The organism is Psychrobacter sp. 1U1 (genome assembly GCF_051847535.1).
Taxonomy (GTDB): Bacteria; Pseudomonadota; Gammaproteobacteria; order Pseudomonadales; family Moraxellaceae; genus Psychrobacter; species Psychrobacter saeujeotis.
Genome location: NZ_JBPYDD010000001.1, coordinates 569501 through 593038, shown reverse-complemented (window position 1 = coordinate 593038; position 23538 = coordinate 569501). Strand labels below are relative to the sequence as shown.

18 protein-coding genes and 1 pseudogene are annotated in these 23538 nt (G+C 43.4%); 5 read left to right on the top strand and 14 right to left on the bottom strand.

Translation table 11 applies throughout. The features are described 5' to 3' along the window. The first annotated feature begins 3 nt into the window (after positions 1-3). Positions 4-138 carry a hypothetical protein gene (locus ACS8FB_RS02340; protein ID WP_439260840.1) on the top strand — a complete coding sequence of 45 codons (135 nt, stop codon included), beginning with the start codon at positions 4-6 and terminating at the stop codon, positions 136-138. Positions 139-146: 8 nt separating this feature from the next. On the opposite strand, the pseudogene dnaX reads toward ACS8FB_RS02340, so the two are convergent. From dnaX to ACS8FB_RS02310, 6 genes and pseudogenes are all read right to left on the bottom strand, one after another. Further along, positions 147-1421, bottom strand: a pseudogene (dnaX, locus tag ACS8FB_RS02335) (DNA polymerase III subunit gamma/tau); the annotation flags it as partial. 256 nt (positions 1422-1677) lie between these two features. Further along, complete coding sequence (gene lysS, locus ACS8FB_RS02330; RefSeq protein WP_439260818.1) at positions 1678-3219, bottom strand: lysine--tRNA ligase; 1542 nt, start codon at positions 3217-3219, stop codon at positions 1678-1680. A 125-nt stretch (positions 3220-3344) separates the two neighbouring features. Next, positions 3345-3695 carry a helix-turn-helix domain-containing protein gene (locus ACS8FB_RS02325; protein ID WP_439260817.1) on the bottom strand — a complete coding sequence of 117 codons (351 nt, stop codon included), beginning with the start codon at positions 3693-3695 and terminating at the stop codon, positions 3345-3347. Next, positions 3685-3993 carry a type II toxin-antitoxin system HigB family toxin gene (locus ACS8FB_RS02320; protein WP_439260816.1) on the bottom strand — a complete coding sequence of 103 codons (309 nt, stop codon included), beginning with the start codon at positions 3991-3993 and terminating at the stop codon, positions 3685-3687. Before ACS8FB_RS02320 ends, ACS8FB_RS02325 begins: the two co-directional genes overlap by 11 nt. 112 nt (positions 3994-4105) lie before the next feature. Beyond that, positions 4106-5194: a peptide chain release factor 1 gene (gene prfA / locus ACS8FB_RS02315; protein WP_439260815.1), complete on the bottom strand. Its 1089-nt coding sequence runs from the start codon at positions 5192-5194 to the stop codon at positions 4106-4108. Positions 5195-5402: 208 nt separating this feature from the next. Further along, positions 5403-6548 carry a beta-ketoacyl-ACP synthase III gene (locus ACS8FB_RS02310; RefSeq protein WP_439260814.1) on the bottom strand — a complete coding sequence of 382 codons (1146 nt, stop codon included), beginning with the start codon at positions 6546-6548 and terminating at the stop codon, positions 5403-5405. Positions 6549-6816: 268 nt separating this feature from the next. Here ACS8FB_RS02310 and pnuC point away from each other — a divergent pair, with 268 nt between their 5' ends. The 4 genes from pnuC (at position 6817) to ACS8FB_RS02290 (ending at position 9625) form a co-directional block, all read left to right on the top strand. After that, positions 6817-7527 (top strand): nicotinamide riboside transporter PnuC, encoded by a 711-nt coding sequence (gene pnuC / locus ACS8FB_RS02305; RefSeq protein ID WP_439260813.1) that lies wholly within the window; start codon positions 6817-6819, stop codon positions 7525-7527. Continuing rightward, on the top strand, positions 7478-8098 hold the full coding sequence (locus tag ACS8FB_RS02300; RefSeq protein ID WP_439260812.1) for an AAA family ATPase: 621 nt from the start codon (positions 7478-7480) through the stop codon (positions 8096-8098). Before pnuC ends, ACS8FB_RS02300 begins: the two co-directional genes overlap by 50 nt. A gap of 93 nt (positions 8099-8191) precedes the next feature. After that, complete coding sequence (locus ACS8FB_RS02295; protein ID WP_439260811.1) at positions 8192-9112, top strand: DMT family transporter; 921 nt, start codon at positions 8192-8194, stop codon at positions 9110-9112. A gap of 138 nt (positions 9113-9250) precedes the next feature. After that, positions 9251-9625 carry an MliC family protein gene (locus tag ACS8FB_RS02290; protein ID WP_439260810.1) on the top strand — a complete coding sequence of 125 codons (375 nt, stop codon included), beginning with the start codon at positions 9251-9253 and terminating at the stop codon, positions 9623-9625. A gap of 107 nt (positions 9626-9732) precedes the next feature. Here ACS8FB_RS02290 and ACS8FB_RS02285 read toward each other — a convergent pair whose 3' ends face one another. From ACS8FB_RS02285 to ACS8FB_RS02250, 8 genes are all read right to left on the bottom strand, one after another. Further along, on the bottom strand, positions 9733-10335 hold the full coding sequence (locus ACS8FB_RS02285) for a class I SAM-dependent methyltransferase (RefSeq protein ID WP_439260809.1): 603 nt from the start codon (positions 10333-10335) through the stop codon (positions 9733-9735). 336 nt (positions 10336-10671) lie between these two features. Next, entirely contained in the window at positions 10672-14916 is a 4245-nt protein-coding gene (hrpA, locus tag ACS8FB_RS02280; protein WP_439260808.1) for an ATP-dependent RNA helicase HrpA, read from the bottom strand. 233 nt (positions 14917-15149) lie between these two features. Continuing rightward, positions 15150-15467 (bottom strand): hypothetical protein, encoded by a 318-nt coding sequence (locus tag ACS8FB_RS02275; RefSeq protein WP_439260807.1) that lies wholly within the window; start codon positions 15465-15467, stop codon positions 15150-15152. 102 nt (positions 15468-15569) lie between these two features. After that, positions 15570-17009 (bottom strand): guanine deaminase, encoded by a 1440-nt coding sequence (gene guaD / locus ACS8FB_RS02270; RefSeq protein WP_439260806.1) that lies wholly within the window; start codon positions 17007-17009, stop codon positions 15570-15572. A 98-nt stretch (positions 17010-17107) separates the two neighbouring features. Continuing rightward, positions 17108-18184 carry an XdhC family protein gene (locus tag ACS8FB_RS02265; protein ID WP_439260805.1) on the bottom strand — a complete coding sequence of 359 codons (1077 nt, stop codon included), beginning with the start codon at positions 18182-18184 and terminating at the stop codon, positions 17108-17110. Beyond that, positions 18162-20747, bottom strand: coding sequence for a xanthine dehydrogenase molybdopterin binding subunit (gene xdhB / locus ACS8FB_RS02260; protein WP_439260804.1), 2586 nt, complete (start codon positions 20745-20747; stop codon positions 18162-18164). The genes ACS8FB_RS02265 and xdhB overlap by 23 nt, the downstream gene beginning before the upstream one ends. Then, positions 20744-22489 (bottom strand): xanthine dehydrogenase small subunit, encoded by a 1746-nt coding sequence (locus ACS8FB_RS02255; RefSeq protein WP_439260803.1) that lies wholly within the window; start codon positions 22487-22489, stop codon positions 20744-20746. The genes xdhB and ACS8FB_RS02255 overlap by 4 nt, the downstream gene beginning before the upstream one ends. A gap of 353 nt (positions 22490-22842) precedes the next feature. Continuing rightward, positions 22843-23532, bottom strand: a complete 690-nt coding sequence (locus ACS8FB_RS02250) for a 1-pyrroline-5-carboxylate dehydrogenase (RefSeq protein WP_439260802.1) — start codon at positions 23530-23532, stop codon at positions 22843-22845. Between the last annotated feature and the right edge of the window lie 6 nt (positions 23533-23538).

Sequence of the window (23538 nt, the reverse complement as noted above, 5' to 3'; positions counted from 1 at the left end):
GAAATTGGTTCAGGCTCAGAAATTGGTTCAGGCTCAGAAATTGGTTCAGGCTCAGAAATTGGTTCAGGCTCAGAAATTGGTTCAGGCTCAGAAATATTATCTATAGCAGTATTAGTATCAGCCATGTTTACAAACTGATTAATATCGGCTGTATTTGTTGAAGATGTACTTTCTGAGAAGTGATCTTCATTGCCCGTCATCTGATTAGCACTTTGCTCAACGCTATTATTAACTTCCTCATTAACAATAGCTTGCTGATGAACATCATTAACATTATCAAGGTTATAAGTTTGTGATTCATGCGATGATGCAACATGACCTACAGAAGCTATAGATTCTGATATATCTGTTGAGCCAGTTGATTCAATCGAATGAGACTTTAAGACTTCATCAACGGGTAATGGGCGAAACGCTAATAGACGTAAGATACACATTTCAAGCGCTTGCATTGGCGTGCTAGCAAGTTTGATACCTTCGCGTGCTTGTACCACAATTTCATAATATAACTGCAATACATCAGGACTAATATGCTGGGCAAGTGCATTAATATTTTGTGCTTGCGCTTCATTTACATTTAAAGCAACTTCCGGTAATAGCTGTGTTAATGCCAATTGATGCAGCAGCTCAGCGAGTCCATCAAACATACTGGTTGCATCGACCATTTGCGCGCGCATTTGCTCAATATGAGCAGCAACAGCTGACTTGTTATGATTATAAATATCTGTAATTAGACTGACCAAATCAGCGGCGTCAATCAAGCCTAGCATTGCATTAACCGTCACATCATCAAGTGACCCTTGACCAAAGGCAATGGCTTGATCAGTTAATGACAACGCATCACGTACAGAGCCTTTTGCTGCACTTGCCAGCTGCCAAAGCGCAGGCTGGGTATGAGTAACTTGCTCTTGCGTCAACACGTTTGCTAAATGCTCACTGAGTAACGTCTGCGGTAAAGGGCGTAGCACAAATTGCAAACAGCGCGAGATAATCGTAATCGGTAGCTTTTGTGGATCAGTGGTCGCAAGTAAGAACTTAACATGTTCAGGGGGTTCTTCTAGTGTCTTTAGTAGCGCATTAAAGCTATGCGTAGATAGCATATGCACCTCATCGATAAGGTATACTTTATAGCGGCCTTGGCTTGGCGCATAAGGGACATTATCAAGTAGCTCGCGTGTGTCTTCGACCTTGGTACGCGAAGCCGCATCAATCTCAATCAGATCGATAAAACGCCCTTGGTCAATGGCGACACAGTTGTCACAGACGCCGCATGGTGTACTGGTAATGCCAGTCTCACAGTTTAGACATTTGGATAGAATACGGGCAATCGTCGTCTTACCAACACCGCGCGTACCAGTAAATAGATAGGCATGATGCAGACGATTATAATCAATCGCATTAATCAACGCTTGTGAGACGTGCGTTTGGCCGACCAACTCGTGGAAGTTTTTTGGGCGGTATTTACGCGCTAGAACTTGATATTGCTGCGACATAGCTATCCATTGTGCCAAGTGGTTAAAGTTCTTATTTTGAGTATGCTTTTTGAGTGTTTATTATAGCAAAAAGCCAGCGCATTCGTCTGGCTTCTTACCGGTTCAAAAATGACTTAACATCCGCTTAGCCAGTGGCCGTTAGCCAAGAGCATTAGTCAAAAAATATTGATCAAATAATACTCAATCATTAATCCGCTTTTCGGCGCATATGCGGAAATAAAATCACATCACGAATACTAGCAGAGTCAGTAAATAACATCACTAAGCGATCAATACCGATACCCTCACCTGCTGTCGGCGGTAAACCATAAGACAAGGCTTCGATGTACTCTTCATCAAAATGCATCGCCTCTACATCGCCAGCATCTTTTTCAGCCACTTGGCCATGAAAGCGTTCTGCTTGGTCAGCTGGATCATTTAATTCGCTAAAACCATTCGCCAACTCACGACCACCAATAAATAGCTCAAAACGATCCGTAATTTCGGGATTATCATCATTACGGCGCGCCAGTGGTGACGTCTCAGCTGGATATTCTGTGATAAAAGTTGGTTGACGCAGTTGATGCTCAGCCGTCTCTTCAAAGATAATGGTAATCAATTTACCGATACCAAAGACATCTTTTACTGGCTGTTTAAGCGTGTTCGCTACATAATCTGCTAGATAATCGCGATCATTGATACGTGCCATATCAAAGTCTTCAGCATATTTTTCGATAGCTTCAGTCATAGTTATGCGCTCAAACGGCGCTTTTAGACTGATACTTTCTTCTTGATAAGTGATTTCGGTCGTGCCCAAAATATCCATTGCAAGCTTATTAAACAAACGCTCCGTCAAGTCCATCAAATCATGATAATCAGCATAGGCCTGATAAAATTCAATCATGGTAAATTCAGGATTGTGGCGCGTGGATACGCCTTCGTTACGAAAGCTGCGGTTAATCTCAAATACCTTTTCAAAACCGCCCACAACCAAGCGTTTTAGGTAAAGCTCAGGTGCGATACGCAAATATAATGGCATGTCCAATGCATTATGATGCGTCACAAATGGACGCGCGACAGCACCACCTGGGATAGGATGCATCATTGGGGTCTCAACTTCCATAAAGCGCTCATTCAACATAAACTGACGAATGCCGCTAATCACCTGGCTGCGAATCACAAACGTATCACGAGTCGTCTCATTGGTCATCAAATCAAGATGTCGATTACGATAGCGCGCTTCTACATCAGCTAAGCCATGAAACTTATTTGGCATTGGACGTAGTGACTTGGTCAATAAGTGGAATTCTTCAATATGGACATAAAGATCGCCTTTTCCTGAGCGACCGATATAACCTGAGACACCGACGATATCACCCAAATCTAGCGATTTGATGCTAGCGCGTGTTTCTTCATCTAGCTCTTTGCGAGCGACGTAGAGCTGAATGCGACCCGTCATGTCTTGAATGACAATAAATGAGCCACGATTGAGCATTACTCGCCCTGCCACATGAACCTGTGTTTTGTCACCCTTAGACGCATTATCTTCAATTTCTTGCTTTGACACACCCTCAAAAGCCGCTTGCAGATCTTTGGCATAATCTGTACGTTTGAACTGGTTAGGATACGGCTGTTTGCCTGAAGCACTAATATCATCGAGCTTAGCTTGCAGCTGTGCGATAAGCTCGTTGGCTTCTTCTAAGGTTGGAGCTTGGTCTTGGTTCTGATTTTGATTATTGGGCTTTGACATAACACTCTCAAAATGGTTGGATATTTATGGGTAGTCTTTTAAAGATAAAAACAAAAAAAGCAGTTTGTGAAAACTGCATAAACATAGCATTGGTTATAGCCATTATGTATTGGGGTCTGCTGACCCTAATGAATCAAACTTTCATACGGAATATGAAGCTCTTGATGGAGCTTTTTTATCATAGACAAGCTTAATGGACGCTTACGATTTAAAACCTCCGATACTTTGCTCGGTGCTCCTAAGTACCTCTCTAAGTCTTGCCTACTTAAGTTAAGGTTTTCCATCTGAAACTTAATAGCCTCAACTGGCTCTGCATGTTCAATTAGATAGTATTGATTTTCGTAGGCTTCAATTAAAGTCACTAATACATCACGAGTATCTGCTTCAATACTGCCTTCAGGCGCTTGAAACACTGCTTCTAATTGCTTAAATGCTTGTTTTAAATCCTGATCGTTTCGGATTGGTTTAATGTTCATTGACCACCTCGACATCTATTTTGTCATAATCGCTATGAGTACCAATAAATTTTATCCAAACAATACCAACTTGATATTGTATCTCTACGACTAATCGATACTTGTTTCCAGCGATATTAAAAACAACTCTGTTATTGGCACATATGCTCGCATTCTTGAAAGCATCTTTGATATCTTGAGGTGACTTCCAGTCTGCTTTTATAGTGAAATCATGCCATGCCTCAAGCTGACCTTTTGCATCATTACATTTAGGTTGTTCCCAAAATTTACGTAACGTGCTTTTCGCTATGATTCTCATATGACTTTATTATATTCCCATTTTGGGAATATAGCAATCCTAACAATCATTTAATAAGCCTTTTATGGAAGTTAAGAGTGTACATTAGCTACATTTTAATCAAGCGGCCTTCTTACTCACCGCCAATACTAGCCATCAAGTCCGCTTGATGCTCACGTAGTAACGAGTCAAGCAACTCATCTAAGTCGCCTTCCATGATGGAATCAAGCTTATATAAAGTCAGATTGATACGATGATCAGTCATACGCCCCTGCGGGAAATTATAGGTACGAATACGCTCTGAGCGATCACCACTACCAACCAAGTCGCGGCGCATCTCATCTGCAGTATCTACCTGCTCTTGCACTTTGGCTTGTTGAATACGTGAGATGAGCATCTGCATCGCTTTTGCTCGGTTTTTATGTTGGCTACGCTCTTGCTGACATTCTGCCACCACACCTGTAGGGATATGGGTTAAACGTACAGCAGAGTCTGTGGTGTTGACGTGCTGACCACCTGCACCGCTTGAGCGGTAAGTGTCCATTTTGATATCAGCAGGGTTAAGATCAACGCTATCATCGATTTCAACTTCAGGCATGACAGCGACTGTACAAGCTGACGTATGGACGCGTCCTTGGCTTTCTGTCTCAGGCACACGCTGGACACGATGCGCCCCAGATTCAAACTTTAAGCGACCATACACACTGTTGCCAGAGACACGAGTGATAATCTCTTTATAGCCGCCATGCTCACCTTCATTAGCCGATAGCACCTCTACCGTCCAGCCCTGATTCTGCGCGTACTTTTGGTACATACGGAATAGGTCGCCGGAGAATATTGCTGCCTCATCACCGCCAGTACCCGCTCTAATCTCCAAAAATGCCGGAACTTTATCATTGGGGTCTTTTGGCAGCATCATGACATTGAGCGCCTCTTCCATCTCGATGATGGTTTCACGGGCGCTGTCGATCTCATCCTGCATCATCTCTTTCATTTCTGGGTCTGATGCGTCCGCTAGCATACTCTCAGCATCGGCCTGATCGCCTTCTGCACGCAGATAATTTTGCCACAAGGTGGTGATGTCCATCAAATCACTGTGCTCAACCGACAGCTCACGGAATTTATTATTATCACTAATAACACTAGGATCGGACAATAAGGCGGTAACCTCTTCATAGCGGTCTACCATCTGGTCTAAGCGCAAGCGCAAGGATTCTTTCATAAAAGGGCTTTTTATAAATAAGGGAAATAAGAATGCGATTATAGCAAATTTTTGCACTGAAATTAAAATCACTGCTTAAACTTAGGCTTTATAGTGATAAATAACTTTAAATTCGCTTAAAAGATAAAACTTGAACCATAAAAAATAGCCAAGACTGCTCTTGGCTATATGATTTATTATAAGCTTTAACCATCAAAAAAGACGACTTTTAAACCTTACGTACTAGCACTGATCCGATAGAGTAACCGGCACCAAATGAGCAAATTACGCCCAAATCACCAGACTTAAGATTATCTTTATAACGATGGAAGACTACCATAGGGCTAGATGAGCTAGTATTAGCAAACTCAGCGATAACGCTTGGTACGATAGCTTTATCCGCCTCTTTGCCCATTACTGTACGTAAAATAAGATCCAGCATATTGGCATTGGCTTGGTGTAACCACATCATCTTGACTTCTTGGGGTTCCAAATCATTTTCTTGTAAATGTTCAAGAATGACTTCAGACACCTTTGGACAGACTTCACGGAAGACTTTACGACCATTTTGTAAAAATAGCTTGTCCGTCACTGGCTCCTTAATATCAGGATACATTTGTGTTTCGGCTGCCAAAAACTCCGAGCGATCCATAAAACCGTATTCATTTTTAATATTGGTTGAAAACTCAGTAAACAGCTTACTGTTTAAAATCTCATAGCCTTTTGGTGTATCCAGCTCTTCTACGATACAAGCGGTTGCGACATCGCCAAAGATAAAGTGACTGTCACGGTTACGCCAGTTTAAATGCGCGGAGGTAATCTCGACATTGACCACAGCCACACGTTTGGCAAGGCCTGATACGATAGAGCCATGTGCTTGTGATAGACCAAAAGTTGCCGCACTACAGGCAACGTTCATATCATAAGCGTAACCACCAACCATGCCGATTTCTTTTTGAATCTCGATGGCAACGGCAGGATAAGTACGCTGAAAGTTTGAGCAAGCCAATATGATACCGTCTAAGTCGTTGGCTTCAAGCTCTGCATCGGCAAGTGCGTCTTTGAGCGCTGCTGCTCCCATCTCCGCCATGACAGACAACTCTTCGCCCAAGTTACGATAGGCAATCACTGGCGCCATGATTTCAGGGTTCAAAATACCGTCTTTTTCCATTACGTAGCGTGATTTAATGCCTGATACTTTTTCGATAAACTCAGCGGATGAATGCTGGAGTGCAGGGATAGTATCATTGGCTATCTCGTCAGCATGTGCTTCGTTATAATTGTCAACGTACTGGTTAAATGACTCTACCAGCTCTTCATTGCTAATGCTAAAGGGAGGGACATACAGGCCAGTACCGGTGATACAAGTCGTCATGATAAGCTTCCTTGTCTACTACTATTTGGCTTATTAATAAGCATAAAAAGGGAGAAAATAGCGCAAGTCTAATTTCGGTGAATAACTGTAAACTTAAAATCAATGTCTTTATTATGCCTGAATATTATTATTTTTCTAATACTTTGTTACAAATAATCAATTTCATGTCAATAATCGGCAAAGGCCTACGCTATTGACGCCTACCTACTATATAATTAACCTCATTTAAACGCACTCAATTTTGGCAAGATAATAGCTAGGGAACATAATGGAAGGTCTTTTTATTTGGTTATTCGGACAATATGCTGACTATTCTACACTCTTTATTATACTAGAAATCATCGGCGTGATCTTTGGCGTTGCCAGTGTATTACTCGCGCGCAAGCTCAATGTACTAGTCTTTCCCATTGGTCTGGTTAGTACTGCTATCTTTGTGTATTTGCTATGGAAATGGCAATTGTTCGGTGACATGTTTATTAACGCTTATTACACAGTAATGGGTTTATATGGCTGGTTTAACTGGTCAAAAAACTCAAAAGCAATCAAAAGTAGTGGTAAAAATTCTAACCAAGATGATATCGATATCGAGCATATCCAATCAAGCGACATACCCATGATGGCACTATTGGCGACTGGGACAGCTGCCTTTGTGGCATTGGTTTATTATTTCCGCCCCGTCATCAACAACAACTTTAGCTTTGATGGTGCAGTGCTAGGAATGCATTTGTTTACTTGGGTCGATTATACCGATATGCTAACCACCGCGCTATTCTTAATGGCGATGTGGCTCATGGCAAGCCGTAAGATTGAGCATTGGTTACTATGGATAGTCGCCGACGCAATTTCAGTGCCATTATATTTTTACAAGGGCCTTACCTTTACCGCATTACAATACGTAGTGTTCACTCTCATCGCAGTTTGGGCTTATTATGAATGGCAACGACGCTACCGCATTCAATCTCACGCAGCATACGCCTAAAACGGTAATTAAGATTGCTATTTTGGGGGCAGAAAGCACGGGCAAAACCACCTTATGTCGTGATTTGGCAACGCATTTTAGTAGCCCTTGGGTACCAGAGTATATGCGTATTTATTTGCAAGAAAAATGGGATAACGAGCAGATGACTTGCACTTGGGACGATCTATTACCCATTGCCCAAGGTCAAATCAAGCTTGAGAATAAACTGGCCCAGCAAGCGGCTCAAGATTTTTTATCTCGCCTAGACATTGATACTGTTACTGACACTCAAAAATATCTATTTTGTGATACCAGTTTGTTTGAGCTAATGGTTTATTCAAATTGGTATTATGGCGACTGTCCTCTTGCGCTAAAACAAGCCGCACTGGCGCATCATTATGATTTAATACTGCTAACAGACGTTGATATTCCTTGGGTTGCGGATGACTTGCGAGATAGTCCGTATGAGCGTGAAGAGATTAGCGCTTATTTTGAGAGCCAATTAAATAAATATAATAAACGTTTTAGACGTATTGGCGGGAATAGAGATGAGCGAGTTCGACAAGTGATTAATTACTTAAGATATTTGTGATTTTTGCTTAGGCTATTTTATTCTCCGTTGATTTAGCCAATAATCGTTCACCCTTCATTTTCACCCTCAAACGCCCTTTTATTAGGAATTTTCTTGAAAGCCACGCTATACACGATAATTGCTTTGATAGCCTTTGCTGCAAACTCTCTGCTTTGTAGAATGGCGCTCGCTGAGGGTTATATTGATCCTTGGAACTTTACTATTATTCGCCTGTTAGGTGGTGCTATCTGCCTTGCAATAATCATGAGTGTGCATCAGCGTCGTCTACAGCAGCCAAATACGCCTCATCAAGATACAGATGTTTTAAAAGAGACTATCTTAAAAGATAAAGGCAGCTGGTTAAGCAGTCTCAGCTTGGTGATTTATGCGCTTTGCTTTTCACTCGCTTACGTGGCACTTGATACTGGTACTGGCGCGCTTATTTTGTTTGCCGCCGTTCAACTTACTATGATCGGCTGGGGTATTTATCAAAAAGAGCAAGTAAGTACCATACAATGGGTAGCTCTTTTTGTAGCATTCGCAGGTTTCGTCTATTTAATGCTCCCTTCAGCAGCAGTACCCTCACTGATTGACGCGATGATTATGGCAATAAGCGGTATCGCATGGGGCGTTTATAGTATACGCGGCAAAGCTTGCGCATCCCCGCTTCGCGCTACAGGTTTTAACTTTATTAGAAGCCTCGTCGCTATTCCTTTATTGTTTTTGATAGGAATAAATTATTTGGCAGGTATCCGTACAGAAGGTGTCATATTGGCAAGCGTGTCAGGCGCCATTACTTCTGGCGTTGGCTATAGCCTTTGGTATGTGGCAATGCCCTTGTTAAAAAGTACTCAAGCCGCGGTTGTACAGTTTTGTGTGCCAGTATTGGCAGCTATCGCAGGTGTGTTGTTTTTGTCTGAACAACTATCTCTGCGATTCATCATCGCAACCATAGTGATTTTAGGTGCTGTTTCAGTATTTGTCTTAACCAAACAAACGCCTAAACCCTCTGCCCATATTGAGACAGTTAGATAAATGTTTTCAAATTACCAAACCTGTAACACTCAGAAACACTTTAGGTACTATATTAACGCCAAACAATAACGTTAAATAAATCTATTACTTGTAACATACTGCTTTACATCTCAAACAACAAAAATCTTGAGGACTATTATGAAAAAATTATTAGCCGTTGCGCCTTTTGCTGTACTACTAGGAGCATGTGCAACTAACGCACCAACCACTACGACAGCCCCTACTACCAATACGCAACAAGTGGTACAGTCATTTACTTGTGAAGATGATGGCGTTGTAACTGCCGCGTATGCAGCTGACGGTCAAGCAGCCAAACTTAACGTTACCCTGCCAAAGATTGGTTTAAATAACGCAGACATCGAGATGAAACAAGCAGTATCAGGTTCTGGTGCTCGCTACATTAATGACGTTAACCCTAAAACGACTTATGACTGGCAAACCAAAGCTGACTTTGGCATTATGACGATCAGCTCAGATAATGGTCAACAATATAGCGTTAACTGTAATATTTAATAGAATGCTTTTATAGTCATTGCAATTAGTCAGTAAAAACCCCCACGTTATATATTACGTGGGGTTTTTTGTGCTCTATCTTAAACAGTAGCAAAAAGACTGCTCACTTATTTATTTTTCTTACCCACGAATTGTACCACTGCACTAAGACCTTGATGGTACTTGCCTTCTAAAACCATACGCTGTTTTTCAACGCCAATGATTTCTTGTAACTCTGTAAGCTCGTTCTGCATATTTTTAAGGGAGTTAAAACGCTCTTTTTGCGCAGCAGGTGGTCCGCCAACAGCTTCCATGGACAGTTGCTGCTCGGTATAAGCTTCAAGGATAAAGACCCCATTTGGTCTCAGCGCTGGGACAATCTGTGTATGAATATACCGACGAACATCAGTAGGCATATGCGCCCAAATGGACACTATACCATCCCATTCATTTTCACCGAATTGATAATCCGCTAGGTCAGCCACTTGAGTGGTAATGGTCACATTTTTATCCATAGCCAGTTTTAACGCTTTGTTCAAGCCCACATCAGATAAGTCCATGGCAGTGACTCGATAGCCTTGCTCAGCTAAAAAGACCGCGTTTCTGCCTTCGCCTTCTGCCAAACACAGCACGCGTCCCCCTGCTGGTATGTGCTGGAACTGCTCTTTCAAAAAATTATTTGGTTCTTTACCAAAAGCAAACCCTGGTTCGCTATAGCGTTCATCCCACATGTCATTTTCCTTTTGTATTTTATTTAGCCTGCTAATTATTACAGTTATAGTACCGTGGGTAAGGCGCAATAGGAACCACAATATCAAAGAGGAGATCACCTATCTTTATAGCTACATGAGACAACAACCAAAGTTCGTGAGAATGGTGTTACTCGTTACTTATAGGATCTGTACAAAGTCAGGATTAGCATTATTAGGGGTTGTTCATCAATAAAAAAGCTGAATTAGCGCTTGCTAGTCCAGCCTTTTCTATTTATAAAATGGAAATTATTTTATATAAAAGTAGCCTCCATTGTGGCGTAAGAGAAAATTTATCATTTTCTAATATGCAATTTTTTAACGCATCTTATCCCACACCTTATTCAGCCGTTTTGGTGATACTGCCATACGCGTTTTCATGGGTTGAGCAAATAGCTGGATACGATACTCTTCTACCATCCAGCGATACTCACTGATGGCCGTATCGCTGGCACGATTAGCCAATCGCTCCATATGCACATCGAGCGCATAAACGCCATCGAGATCAGCATCAAGGTTGTGCTCAAGGCGTTCGATACGAATCTCTAGCGCCTCTAAATAGCGCGGATACTGCTGCCAATGACTATAATCCATCCGATAAACAAAGTCAGACAGACGCAAATCCTCTAACTGGTCTTCGATATCATCGATAGACTCGCCAAACACTTCACGATCCAGCATAAGTAAGCTTTGACGAATACGCTGCCAGCGAGTATAGACATTTTTTAGGGTTTTGATGACACTTTGACCCGTTAATAAAAAGTTACTAACCACGGTCTCAAGCGTCTTTGCATACTCCTCTGGGGTAAATGGCAGCTCCTCGCTCAGTCCAATCGCGACATCATCTGCACTCTCAGGCAGGTCCTCACTATGATCAAATAAGACATAATGCTCCTCAAGCGTCGCATCAAGTGTGGCATCGATGACGATGGTTTTTAGCTTTTCCATATCACCAAGCGGGGCAAAGGCTAATTTAAATATCTTATCGACTTGACTGGTCAGCTGCTTTCTTTTGGCACCGAGCTTACCTTTGATCAAGGTTAAAACGCCAATGCGATGCGCCTGTAGTGCCGCGTTTACATCGGTGTATTGATGAATCGATACCGCTTCGCCCGCCTCATCTGCGACCAATGCAGCAAATTGCTTCATCACTACGCCTGCGCTATGGTGGTTTTTACTAAAAGCAAAGTGCTCAGGGAAATCAGTGTGCGCGCCTTGTTGCTCATTGACCGCTTGACGGGTCTCTTGAGCATGACGAATCTGTAGCGTCTGTAGATCGCGGCCTTTTTCGATAATGCGGTTCTTATCATCGACCACGCAGATTTGTGGTTGCAAATAGCGATCAATGCTGGCCGGATTAAAGCTCTCCTCAGTCACCGACATAATGCCGCGACGATTTAGCGCTTGGCATAGCTGCTTGAGCAGTCCCTGTCCACCAGCGGGTTGCAATTCATCAAATAAGCTATCAGCAGTATCAGGAATCGGGACGATTTGTCGACGGATGTCTTTGGGCAGAGATTTAAGTAACTGCAATACCAGCTCATAACGCCAACCGGGTACGCCCCACAATAACTCAATAGCATCAAGCTGCGGCAGCGCAACAAGTGGCACGCGAATGGTCACGCCATCATCATCACTGGCAGGATCAAAAATGTAGCGTAGCGGCAGTTTCAAATCGCCCAGCTTCCACACTTCTGGGAAGTCACCTGTGGTCGGTGCTTGGCTATTGAGCACATCATCATCAGTAAAGAATAGATATTTGCTATCGTTTTTTTCTACCTCTGCACGCCAATCTTCAAAAGCTTTACGGCTGGCGACATGCTCAGGAATCTTTCTATCATAAAACTGATACAGCGTCTCTTCATCGACAAGTAAATCACGGCGGCGTAACTTATCTTCAATACGCTCAACATGGGCGATTTTGTCCATATTGTGCTGTAAGAATGGTGCCTGACGACCCAAGTTACCTGTAACTAAACCGTCACGGATAAATATCTCGCGCGACTCACTTAGATTGACTTGCTCGTAGTTGGTTAGCTGCTTACTGATGATAATAAGCCCAAACAAGCTAATCTGCGCGTAAGCTTTCACGCGGCCTGTTTTCTTGGACCAATGCGGCTCAAAATAATGATACTTTAATAAGTTACCTGCCGCTGAGATGATCCATTCTGGTTCAATCTTGGCAACGGTACGCATAAAGACTTGGGAGGTCTCGACTATCTCAAAGGCTATGACCCAAGGTGGCACCTGTTTAAACACGGTACTGGCTGGAAAGATTTTGGCCTTTTGCTGGCGAGCAGCGAGATACTCTCCGCGATTTTCGGTTTTGTGAGCAATCGTAGACAATAAGCCCGTTAGTAATGCACGATGCAAATTGGCATATTTGACCGCCTTTACTTCTTCGTCTTCTATACTGGTAGGGTCACTATTATTCGCCTCTTTTTTGCTGTCTTTATCATCTGTCAGCTTAAGATCTGTAACCATCTGCACCAACTGACGATGGGTTTGGCTCCATTCGCGCACTCTTGGAAAGCTCAAATAGTTCTTCTTAGTAAACTGCTTACGCTGATTACCAGACAGCTTATTGCCGTCTGCATCCTTTTCAAACAAGGCTTTCCACAGGCTAAGATAAAACAAGAAGTCAGAATCATCTTGACGAAACTCTGCGTGTTTTTGATCCGCTTGCTGGCGCTTATTGACTGGGCGCTCACGCGGGTCTTGGACAGCAAGGGCTGCGACAACGATTAGCATCTCGCGGATACAATCAAAGTCGCTACCGGCAACCAACATACGTGCCAGTCTTGGATCAATGGGCATGCGCGCCATCTTCTGCCCAGTAGACGTGAGACGCAGATGATCAAGCCCTTTTTGGCGTTTGTTTTTGCTGTTTTTATAAGCAGTATCAGCCTTAGTAGTAATAGCGCCTAGCTCATCGAGCAATTTATGTCCATCTGTGACTAAGCGGCTATCAGGCGGCTCAATAAAAGCAAAATCATCGACACTACCCAAACGCAGATTGGCCATTTGCAAAATAACGGAGGCAAGATTGGTCCGCAGTATCTCAGGCTCGGTAAATTCAGGACGACCGCTAAAATCCTCCTCAGAATACAGACGGATACAAACACCCGGCGCGACACGGCCACAGCGCCCTTTACGCTGGTTAGCGGCAGCTTGTGATATTGCTTCAATCGGCAAACGCTGTACGCGCGAGCGATAAGAATAGCGTGATATTCGCGCAAAACCCAAATCGATCACGTAGCGAATGCCGGGTACAGTCAACGCAGTCTCAGCAACGTTAGTGGCGATAACAATACGTCGACCACGACCTGACGGCTGAAAGATACGTTGCTGCTCTTCATAGGTCTGCCGTGCAAATAATGGCAATACTTCGGTATGCTTTGGTCCATGACGCACGAGCACGTCTTGTAATTCACGAATCTCCGCCTCCGTCGCCGCAAATATCAAAATATCTGCTTGATCAGCGTGGCCCTTATTCTGTGCATCGCTGAAACATTCTTCAACGGCGGCAACCACCGCACGCGGCAAATTCTCCTCAAAGTCATCGTAGCTATCATCATCAGAGCTACCTACTGGCTCATCAGTGAGCGGACGGTAGCGTACCTCGACAGGATAGCTACGCCCTTCGACATTGAAGATGGGCGCAGGGACACTACGCTTTAGCTTATTATCATAACGGCTAAAGTATTCGCTAAAACGCTTGGTATCTAGAGTGGCTGAGGTAATAATGACTTTTAAATCGGGGCGTTTGGGTAGTAATTTTTTCAGATAGCCCATGATAAAGTCAATGTTTAGGCTACGCTCATGCGCCTCATCAATGATGATGGTGTCATATTTACTTAAAAACCGGTCATGACCGAGTTCAGCCAATAAGATACCATCGGTCATCAGCTTCACCACTGATTGCGCCGACCCTTGCTCATTAAAGCGAATTTTAAAACTGACCGTATTACCGAGCTGCTCACCCAATTCTTCAGCGATACGGTTGGCTACGCTACGTGCTGCGAGCCTGCGCGGCTGGGTATGCCCTATCTGCCCAGTAATACCACGACCTGCCAGCATAGCCAGCTTTGGTAATTGCGTGGTCTTACCAGAACCCGTCTCACCTGCGACAATGATAACTTGGTTATCGATAATAGCTTGTACTAAATCCTCAGCACGTTGGCTTACCGGCAGATCTAGGTTTAAGGTCGTAGGCAAATTGTCTGGAATACTATCGATACGTGCTTGTACCGCTTGCTGTGAGCGGGTTTTAATTTTGTCGTACTGCGCACGTTTTTTAGCTAACTCTTTATCTGCTTTATTCTGCTTTTCATTATCAGACTCTTTATTAGCTTTTTTGTTTTTAGCCACGGCAGTGCGCGCCAGCTCTCGCTCAAGGCGACTAAGATAATACTCATCTTTAGCAAGGACTGGTAAATCAAAAGCACTGGCACTATTCACAGTATGAGTGTTTAACCGCGGTACTTTATTGTCAAAATCAGCTTTAAGATTAGTGTTTGTCTGTGTTTCTATGTTTTGCAATTCTTTAATTTGATTCGGCATATCTGCTTAGGCTATTTATTATAAGAAAGTGTCTAGATTATGGGGATGTTTTAGGCGTGATTCAAGATAGTTGTGGTGTTTGGTTGGTAACTATGTAGACTATTACCATGGTATAAAATATTACATTGGAAGTTTTCAAACTCATTGTCTATAAGCTTAAGCTTAGTTAGCAGTCCTTATCTGCACAGTAATAGTTACGTTTTAGAATTATAAAAACGACTAAAACAATAGAGCTAATCACTCTTAGTATAGATAACCTGTTGGTTAGTAGCAGCCTCCATAAAGAAGGTATGCAACTTTTGTAAAGGTACTCGAGGGAAAGGTAGGTGCAAGGAAAGTATTAACCTCTCAAACGCGACTATTTCGTCAGCAAAGGCCTTCGCAATGTCTGGCCCAATCTGCGGATCATCATAGAGATTGTCAATCAACCATGTTAATTGTGGAAAATTGCCATTATTATGAACCTGATACAGGGTGGTAAACAGGTCATTAGGAATGTGGCAGCGCGTTTTGCGAATCATGCCGTTCTTAAAGTACATATCTAAAGCCATATTAAAGTCCCTTCCTTAATTTTCTGATACTGAGATAACCGACGTATACTTTATCATCATGAGTGTTAGCTGCTACTTAATAAACATTAAGTTGCTTTGAATCTACAATGACCGAGATTTATAACGACTCACTCCAGCAATAACTGTCTCCTCAATCACTCTATCATCACCAAGCATCATCAATACAAATAATTGCTCATCAAGTGTTTTAGTCTGTGCCATACGTCTTTTTAGTAATGGCGTTGCTGCCATGTCTATGACTACAAAATCCGCTTCTTTATTAGGCATAAAGTTACCGATTTTATCATCTAACACTAATGATTGTGCGTTACCCAAAGTAATCTGATACAACCCTTGATGGGCGGACAATTGATTGTTTTGTAATTGCTGAACTTTATATGCCTCATTTAAAGTCGTCAGCATCGATAAACTGGTCCCCGCCCCTACATCGGTGGCGATACTGACACCGGTATAGCTCAGCGTCTTAGGTAAATCAAATAATCCGCTACCCAAAAATAGATTGGACGTTGGACAATGCGCTATCTGTGTACCAGTCTCGCGTAGGCTTTCGTATTCTGACGTCTCAAGGTAGATACCATGTGCCAAGGTAGTGTACCGACCCAGTAGCCCCATATCTGCATAGACATCGAGATAGCCTTTATGATTGGGATAAAGCTTACGTACAAAAGCCACTTCATCACGGTTTTCTGCCAGATGTGTTTGCAGATAAACAGTGTCGTAACTTGCATATAACTCACCTGCCATTTGTAGCTGCTTTGGCGTTGAGGTAATCGCAAACCTTGGGGTAATCGCTACATGTTGACGTCCATGTCCATGCCAGTTATTAATAATGTTTTGCGTGTCTTGAATGCTCTGTTCAGCCGGCACGCACAGATGCTCCGGCGCGTTTTGGTCCATCAACACATTACCCGTAATCATGCGAGTATTAAGCCTATGACTTTCAGTGAAAAAGGCTTCTGCAGACTCAGGATGGCTCGTAGAAAACACCATGGCGCTGGTTGTACCGTTAGCGAGCAACTGCTCTAAAAAAAACTTGGCGGTATCATATGCAATCTTTGGATCGGCAAAATTGGCTTCAGTGACAAAGGTATAGTTATTAAGCCAATCGAGTAGCTGCTCACCATAAGCTGCCATCATATCTATCTGCGGATAGTGCACATGGGTATCGATAAAACCTGGCATAATCAGTTTATCTTGATAGTTATGAATATTTACCGGTGCTTGATCATTCGTTTGAGCATAGCTTGCCAGCATAGCTTCGTTACTACCATAATCCACAACGTGACCTGTCACATCGTCGACAACCAGCGCACCATTAGCAATATACTCAGGATAAACGTTCATGCCCGCGATGACTGGTAATAGCGTTATATTTTTATCAACAGTTGCAACTGTTGCTGTATTTGGATAATTAGAAGATGTTGAGTGAGAGTTTTCAGTGTGCGCACGCTCAGCCCTTTGATTCAGATCATCTTCGGTAAGATAGTGTAGGAGCTGCGCTTGATAAATATGTAGAGCCATGGGTAAATCTCCCGTCACTTGGTTATACCGAACGTTTTAGTAGAATTTAAGTTAATAATAGAGATAGAAGTCAGTATCGATGATCTATAGCTTATGACTTATTTTTGATGATAATGCTGCAAAATCTGTGCGGCAATAGATACAGCAACGGCCATAGGCTCTTTGCCGCCAATCGGTAATCCAATTGGCATGGTTAGTTTATCGACTATCGGCTTATCATAACCACGCTGCAGCAGACGACCTTTAAAACGCTCAGCTTTAGTTACCGAGCCAATACAACCAATATAAGGCAGTGATACTTCTGAACTATTATTAGGATTAGTTGCCAAACTGTTTGCGTCTGAACCAGCATCCAATGCGGCACGTACTAACTCAAAATCCAGACTATGATCATGAGTCATAACCAAAATAAAACGCTGAGCGCTTTGGTGGCTAAATGGCTCAATAAACGGGCGGATAAAATCAACAGGATCATCATCAATATGCGGACGGATATGAGCCGGAAGCTTGTAAAGCTTAGGCTGATTTAAATTAGGCTGAGCGTTTAATCGTTGAGACAAATCTTCGGTTTGAATAGACTTATTTGGCAAATTAGAATTGTCTAATAAATAACGCTCAAACATTTCAGGACGACTGTCTACCCAATCCACCTGGCAAGGCAGCTCTGCTAGTATCGTCATTAATGCTGCCGCCACATTCCCTGCTCCAAATACCAATATCGACATCGGTGGCGTCACATTAAAACATTCAAACATAACCGTGACACTACCACCGCAGCACTGCGCTAGCTTCGCACCTAGCGGATAATGCTTGGTATAGACAGCATCGCGTCTGACTGCTTTCGTTGGCTTTGACTCACGAATGTTATCATTATCAATATCATCATTAGCGTTTTTGTCTCTTTTGGATACCTTTGGTACAGTTATGTCTATCTCGTCATTTAGCAGTTGCCTTGCCGTCGTGATAACATCATGCTCAAGACCGCCGCCACCAAGCGTATCGCAGTAGCCATCCTGTGTGACTACCATTTTCGCCTGTAGTGCTCGCGGTGCTGAGCCATTAACCGCAACGACAGTCGCTAACACGTGTGCCAAACCTTGATGCTGATACTGTGCTAGACCGTCATACCAGCGCGTGGGAGCTGCTAATAACTCACTCACTGTGCGTAGGTTCACTATGTGCAGGGCCTCTTGAACCCGCTACGTTAGGATGCTCTATCGCTTCTGGCTGATCGTCGACTGTCTGACCTTCAACCTCCGGTGGATTGATATCTGTAGCGTGTGGCACTAGTTGTGGCTTCACTTTATCGTCGTCAATACCGCAGTTGTCCTCATCTTCGGTCAAACTATCAAGCGCATCAAAGTTTACGTTTGTGTCGATCTCCCACGCCTCACCTTGCATACGCATCACCGCTTTTAATACTGCCTCTGGAGTCGCAGGCATCGTAAGATCCGGGTTCTTTTTATAATCACTCAAGCTTGCGATTGCATTATTAATAGCACACCAAACACTCGCTGCCAGCATAAAAGGCGGCTCACCAACTGCTTTAGAATTATAAATGGTTTGCTCTTCATTTTTACGATCATATAGCTTAACGTTGAATTGTTTTGGCAAATCGTGCGACGTTGGAATCTTATAATTGGCGGGGCTATTAGACGCGAGTGTGCCCTTTTTATCCCAAGTCAACTCCTCTGTTGTGAGCCATCCCATACCTTGCACAAAGCCGCCTTCAATCTGACCAATATCAATAGCTGGGTTAATTGATTGTCCAGCATCGTGTAAGATATCGCAGCGTAGAACTCGGTACTCACCAGTTAACGTATCTATTTCAACCTCAGTACATGCAGCACCTAGAGCAAAATAAAAGAAAGGTCGACCCCACGCTTTAGAGCGGTCATAAAATATCTTGGGCGTTTTATAATAACCCGTAGAAGATAGGCTAACGCGGTGCTGATAAGCCAACTGCACCATTTCCGCAAAAGTGAAGTCTTCCTTATCGCCAATGTAGACATGATTGCGCTCAAAGCGTATATCTTCTTGCGCCACTGCAAAATGCTCAGCGGCAAACTCGACAATGCGTGCCTTAATAGTTAAGCAAGCGTTTTGCGCGGCTTTACCGTTGATATCGGTGCCTGATGAAGCCGCTGTCGGTGACGTATTAGGCACTTTATCAGTACGCGTTGCGGATACTTTTACGGTATCCAAATCCACGGCAAACTCATTGGCGACGATTTGAGCGATTTTGACAAATAGCCCTTGCCCCATCTCTGTACCGCCATGATTGAGATGGATGCTGCCATCGGTATAAATATGTACCAGAGCACCTGCTTGATTGAGCGTCTGTACGGTAAACGAGATGCCAAACTTCACAGGTGTTAGGGCAATACCAAGACGTTTGTCACTGCCTGCAGCTTCGGCTTGCTCATTGACTTTTATGATCTGCTGGCGGCGCTTATCATAATCACAGTCTGATGCCAGCGTATCCATAATCGTTGCCAGATCAAAATGCTCGATTGGCTGACCATAATGAGTACTTTGGCCATTTTGGTAGAGGTTCGTCAAGCGTACTTGCAGAGGGTCTTTGCCCAATGTATAAGCAATTTGATCCATCATATATTCGGCAGTCATCAGACCTTGAGGCCCGCCAAAACCACGATAGGCCGTGTTCGATACCGTATGCGTTTTGCAGCGATGTCCTGCCACTTGCGCAGCTGGATAATAATAAGCGTTGTCACAGTGGAACATCGCTCGATCAACGATAGCATCGGACAAGTCTGGTGCATAACCGCATAGACCAGCCAGCTGCATATCGACACCTAGGATTTGCCCTGAGTCATCAACACCGACCTCATAACGATTGACAAATTCGTGGCGTTTACCGGTCACAACCATATCATCTTGGCGATCTAAGCGCATACTGACAGGGACATTGTGACGCTTGGCAATGATACCGCAAAAGCAGGCCCAAGCAGCTGCTTGGGTTTCTTTGCCCCCAAAACCGCCGCCCATTCTACGCACAACTGTATTGACTGCATGAAATGGCAGATCTGTCACCTCAGCGACCAGCTGCTGCACCTCACTTGGGTGCTGCGATGACGTATAAACTTCAAGCCCACCATCATCGCAAGGCACCACATACGACACCTGCCCTTCAAGATAAAAATGCTCTTGTCCGAGCATGTGAATATGGCCTGCAATACGCTTGGGCGCATTCGCAAGTGCTGCATCGGTATCACCGCGCTGCATAAAATGGCTTGGACGTACAAATTGCTCTTGCTCTAAAGCTTCATCAACACTTAATATTGCTGACAATGGTTCATATTCTATCATGGCTTTAAGTACGGCTTTTTTTGCGGCACGATGAGTGGTTGCCACGACCAAAAACAGCGTCTGACCCACGTATTGTGTGATCTCATCCACCATCAATGGTTCACCATCAAATACCGCTCCGATGTCCGTTTGGGCAGGCAAATCTTTAAAGCTTAGAACATCAATCACCCCATCAGCTGCTTTGACTGCGCTAAGATCCATACTGGTTACCCGAGCATGAGCGTGACTGCTTTTACCAACAGCCAGATGTAGCGTACCCTGTGGCTTTAAGATATCATCCACATAAGTAGCCGTACCCATGACATGGCTTATCGCACTATCATGCTTGGCAGAAGTGCCGATTTTGTTTTTAGGCGGACGTACACGGCGAATACTGTAGCTGTCAAATAAGGATGATTGATGGCTCATGATGACTCTCTCTCAGTTTGCGTCTCTGTTATCAGCTGCTTACCACATTTAATCAATAATCGTTGCACTACATGCAAGCGATACTCACGGCTGGCTCGAACATCTGTTAACGGCGAGACATCCATCGGTAATGCTTTTGCAGCGCTCTCAAAACTTGCGACCTCAAGAGGCTGCCCTAAAAGTGCTTGCTGACAATTTTTTGCTAATAAAGGTATTGCAGCCATACCGCCTAGACCAATCTTTGCATGATCGACACTTTTACCATCTGCTGATAGAGCGACACTGATAGCAACCAAACAAGCAGAAATATCATCTTCATAACGCTTGCTGATTTTATGAATAAACAGGTGCTGATTATCCTGCATAAGCGGTATATCAATAGCGACAATATAACTGCCTGCCCGCAGCTTGGTCTTTTTATAATCTACAAAAAATTCCGTTAAAGATATTATCTCGTCAATATAAGACTTTTTATCATATTCATTTTTATTGACTGTATCTTTATCACTCATCTTTTTTGCACTGTCATTTTTATTATCAGGACCACAATGACGCAAATGAACGCGAGCATCTAACGCGAGCAAAATGGGAGGCAGATCTCCAATAGGCGAGGCATTAGCAATATTACCGCCAAGCGTACCCATATTACGTATTTGCGGTGACGCAATTCTGGCAAATAGCGCAGCAAAGGCAGGAAAGTACTGTTCAAGTATCGGCAGCATTTGCTGATAGGTCATACCTGCACCAAGTCTCAAAGTTTTCGCTTCTACACTGGTATTATTAACACTATCTGATGTAGATTGAGGCTCTAAATCAGACAGTGACCAAGATTTTAGCTCGTCAATGGCCGATAGCTGAATGATTGTTTCATGGTCAACTAAGTGCTGAGTGATACTCAATCCTAAATCCGTACCACCCGCCCAAATAGTCGCCGTTGGGTATAAGGCTAATAGCTCATCGAGCTCGTCCATTGATTTTGGAATAAATAGCTGCCGTATACCTTCAGCTAATGCCAGCGTATTAGTTGACGCCTGATCTACTATATTTGTCGCTGTGCTTTTGGGTAGCGATTTTTTGTCGTTTGCCATGACGTCGGTGACTAGACTTATGGTCAAGTCCTTTGCGACTGTCTGATCAGCGTCTCTTTGTTGGCCGATTTTACCCATCATTAGACCCGCTTCAATGATGGGTCGATAGCCAGTACATCGGCATAGATTCCCTGATATTGAGGCGACGATATCATCATAGCTTAAATCATTGTCGCCTTGTTCACCGTTTATAATGTCTTGCTTGGCAGTGACTGGCTTAACATGGTTATGCTGCATGCGATGGTTTTCATATACATTTGCAAGCGACATCACAAAACCAGGGGTACAAAACCCACACTGCGAGCCATGGCAATCAACCATTGCCTGCTGTGCAGGATGTAATAGCGCACGCTCTGGGTGATGTGTTGGATTATCCGCTAGATAAGATGCGGTCATCAGATGATGACCATCCATGAGCGACAATAGAGTAATACAGGAATTGAAGGTATAAAAAGGAGTACTGTCACTAGACTCGCTGGTTGCATGACTGGGGAGACGCTGCGCCATGATTGTACATGCACCGCAATCTCCACTACCACAGCCTTCTTTAGTGTCAGTTTGACGTTCATACGAGCGCAGATACTCAAGTACCGTCGTGTTTGGATTGAGTTGGGTTATCTCGTGGCGCTTTTCGTTTAGATAAAAACTAATCATAGCAGGACTCGGCTAACAAATTGAGCTTTATAAAATATAGTTATAGGACGATATTCTGAACTTCAACAAATTAAAAGTTCAATAGAACATAAGCCTGACACCTTTATAAACGTGACTATTCAGTCAGGTTTTATTTATATTATCACCCCTATTGCTTGCCTACAAGCAATTAAATATCGTTTATCCAAACTTTTAAAACCCATCTGATAAGTTATAAAATACTTTAAAATTTCCAAAAAAAACGGTTAGCGATTATTTACAGGCAGTTTAAAACCTCGTAAACAAACACTAACCGTTACTTATATGACACTAAGTTCTATCTAATGACTTAATTATTAATTTTTTAAGTTTTGCTATGTTCCAAGCTCAAGCAAGCTTGCATTACCACCAATAGCTGTCGTATTGATAGTTATCACTCGCTCAGTTACAAAACGATGCAGATAATCTGACGTTAGCATGTCTGATAAGCCCTCCATATCTGTCACTGCGATTACTTGGGTTAAGATACCATCAGTATCGGCCAATGTTTGACTGACTTCTTGTACTTCAGCAGCGCTACCTGCAACCGCTACTTGAGCAAGGCGGTCGATATGTAGCAAAGTAATCGTTTGTGAGTCGTTTGCCACACTTAGCACATCATCACTGATACCAGTGTCATAAAGTACTTTGGCGGCTTCTACGCACATCTCTTCTTGGCTTGGACAATGCAAAATGACTTCATTTCCTGTCAATAGTGCTGCGATAAGCTGACCGAGTACCGCCATTGTTTTGGCTGATTCGCCGCCGACAACCATTGTTTTACCACGAGCAGTCACATAAAGATCGTTAGACTCGCCTGTAGCACCCGTCATACGATGTACCTCATCTAGGCTGGGCGCTGCACTCAGCAGATGATTGAACAAGCGACGCGCTTTATTGGCGTCTCCCGTGAACAATGCAAGCTTAGGAACAGCAGCTTCTAGATAAGTGGCACGCTGTACGGCACCAAGTAATCGCCAAGCTTCACAAACTTGAGCATGATTTTTTTTGAATTCGTTCGTCATGTTGCT

Excerpts from the sequence above, each read along its gene's own strand:
- hrpA (WP_439260808.1), bottom strand. The coding sequence starts at position 14,916 with ATGCCGAATCAAATTAAAGAATTGCAAAACATAGAAACACAGACAAAC.
- ACS8FB_RS02300 (WP_439260812.1), top strand. The coding sequence starts at position 7,478 with ATGAATGGCAACGACGCTACCGCATTCAATCTCACGCAGCATACGCCT.
- ACS8FB_RS02290 (WP_439260810.1), top strand. The coding sequence starts at position 9,251 with ATGAAAAAATTATTAGCCGTTGCGCCTTTTGCTGTACTACTAGGAGCA.
- ACS8FB_RS02310 (WP_439260814.1), bottom strand. The coding sequence starts at position 6,548 with ATGACGACTTGTATCACCGGTACTGGCCTGTATGTCCCTCCCTTTAGC.
- ACS8FB_RS02255 (WP_439260803.1), bottom strand. The coding sequence starts at position 22,489 with ATGATTAGTTTTTATCTAAACGAAAAGCGCCACGAGATAACCCAACTC.
- guaD (WP_439260806.1), bottom strand. The coding sequence starts at position 17,009 with ATGGCTCTACATATTTATCAAGCGCAGCTCCTACACTATCTTACCGAA.
- prfA (WP_439260815.1), bottom strand. The coding sequence starts at position 5,194 with ATGAAAGAATCCTTGCGCTTGCGCTTAGACCAGATGGTAGACCGCTAT.
- ACS8FB_RS02320 (WP_439260816.1), bottom strand. The coding sequence starts at position 3,993 with ATGAGAATCATAGCGAAAAGCACGTTACGTAAATTTTGGGAACAACCT.
- ACS8FB_RS02275 (WP_439260807.1), bottom strand. The coding sequence starts at position 15,467 with ATGGCTTTAGATATGTACTTTAAGAACGGCATGATTCGCAAAACGCGC.
- xdhB (WP_439260804.1), bottom strand. The coding sequence starts at position 20,747 with ATGAGCCATCAATCATCCTTATTTGACAGCTACAGTATTCGCCGTGTA.
- ACS8FB_RS02285 (WP_439260809.1), bottom strand. The coding sequence starts at position 10,335 with ATGTGGGATGAACGCTATAGCGAACCAGGGTTTGCTTTTGGTAAAGAA.
- ACS8FB_RS02325 (WP_439260817.1), bottom strand. The coding sequence starts at position 3,695 with ATGAACATTAAACCAATCCGAAACGATCAGGATTTAAAACAAGCATTT.
- lysS (WP_439260818.1), bottom strand. The coding sequence starts at position 3,219 with ATGTCAAAGCCCAATAATCAAAATCAGAACCAAGACCAAGCTCCAACC.
- pnuC (WP_439260813.1), top strand. The coding sequence starts at position 6,817 with ATGGAAGGTCTTTTTATTTGGTTATTCGGACAATATGCTGACTATTCT.
- ACS8FB_RS02250 (WP_439260802.1), bottom strand. The coding sequence starts at position 23,532 with ATGACGAACGAATTCAAAAAAAATCATGCTCAAGTTTGTGAAGCTTGG.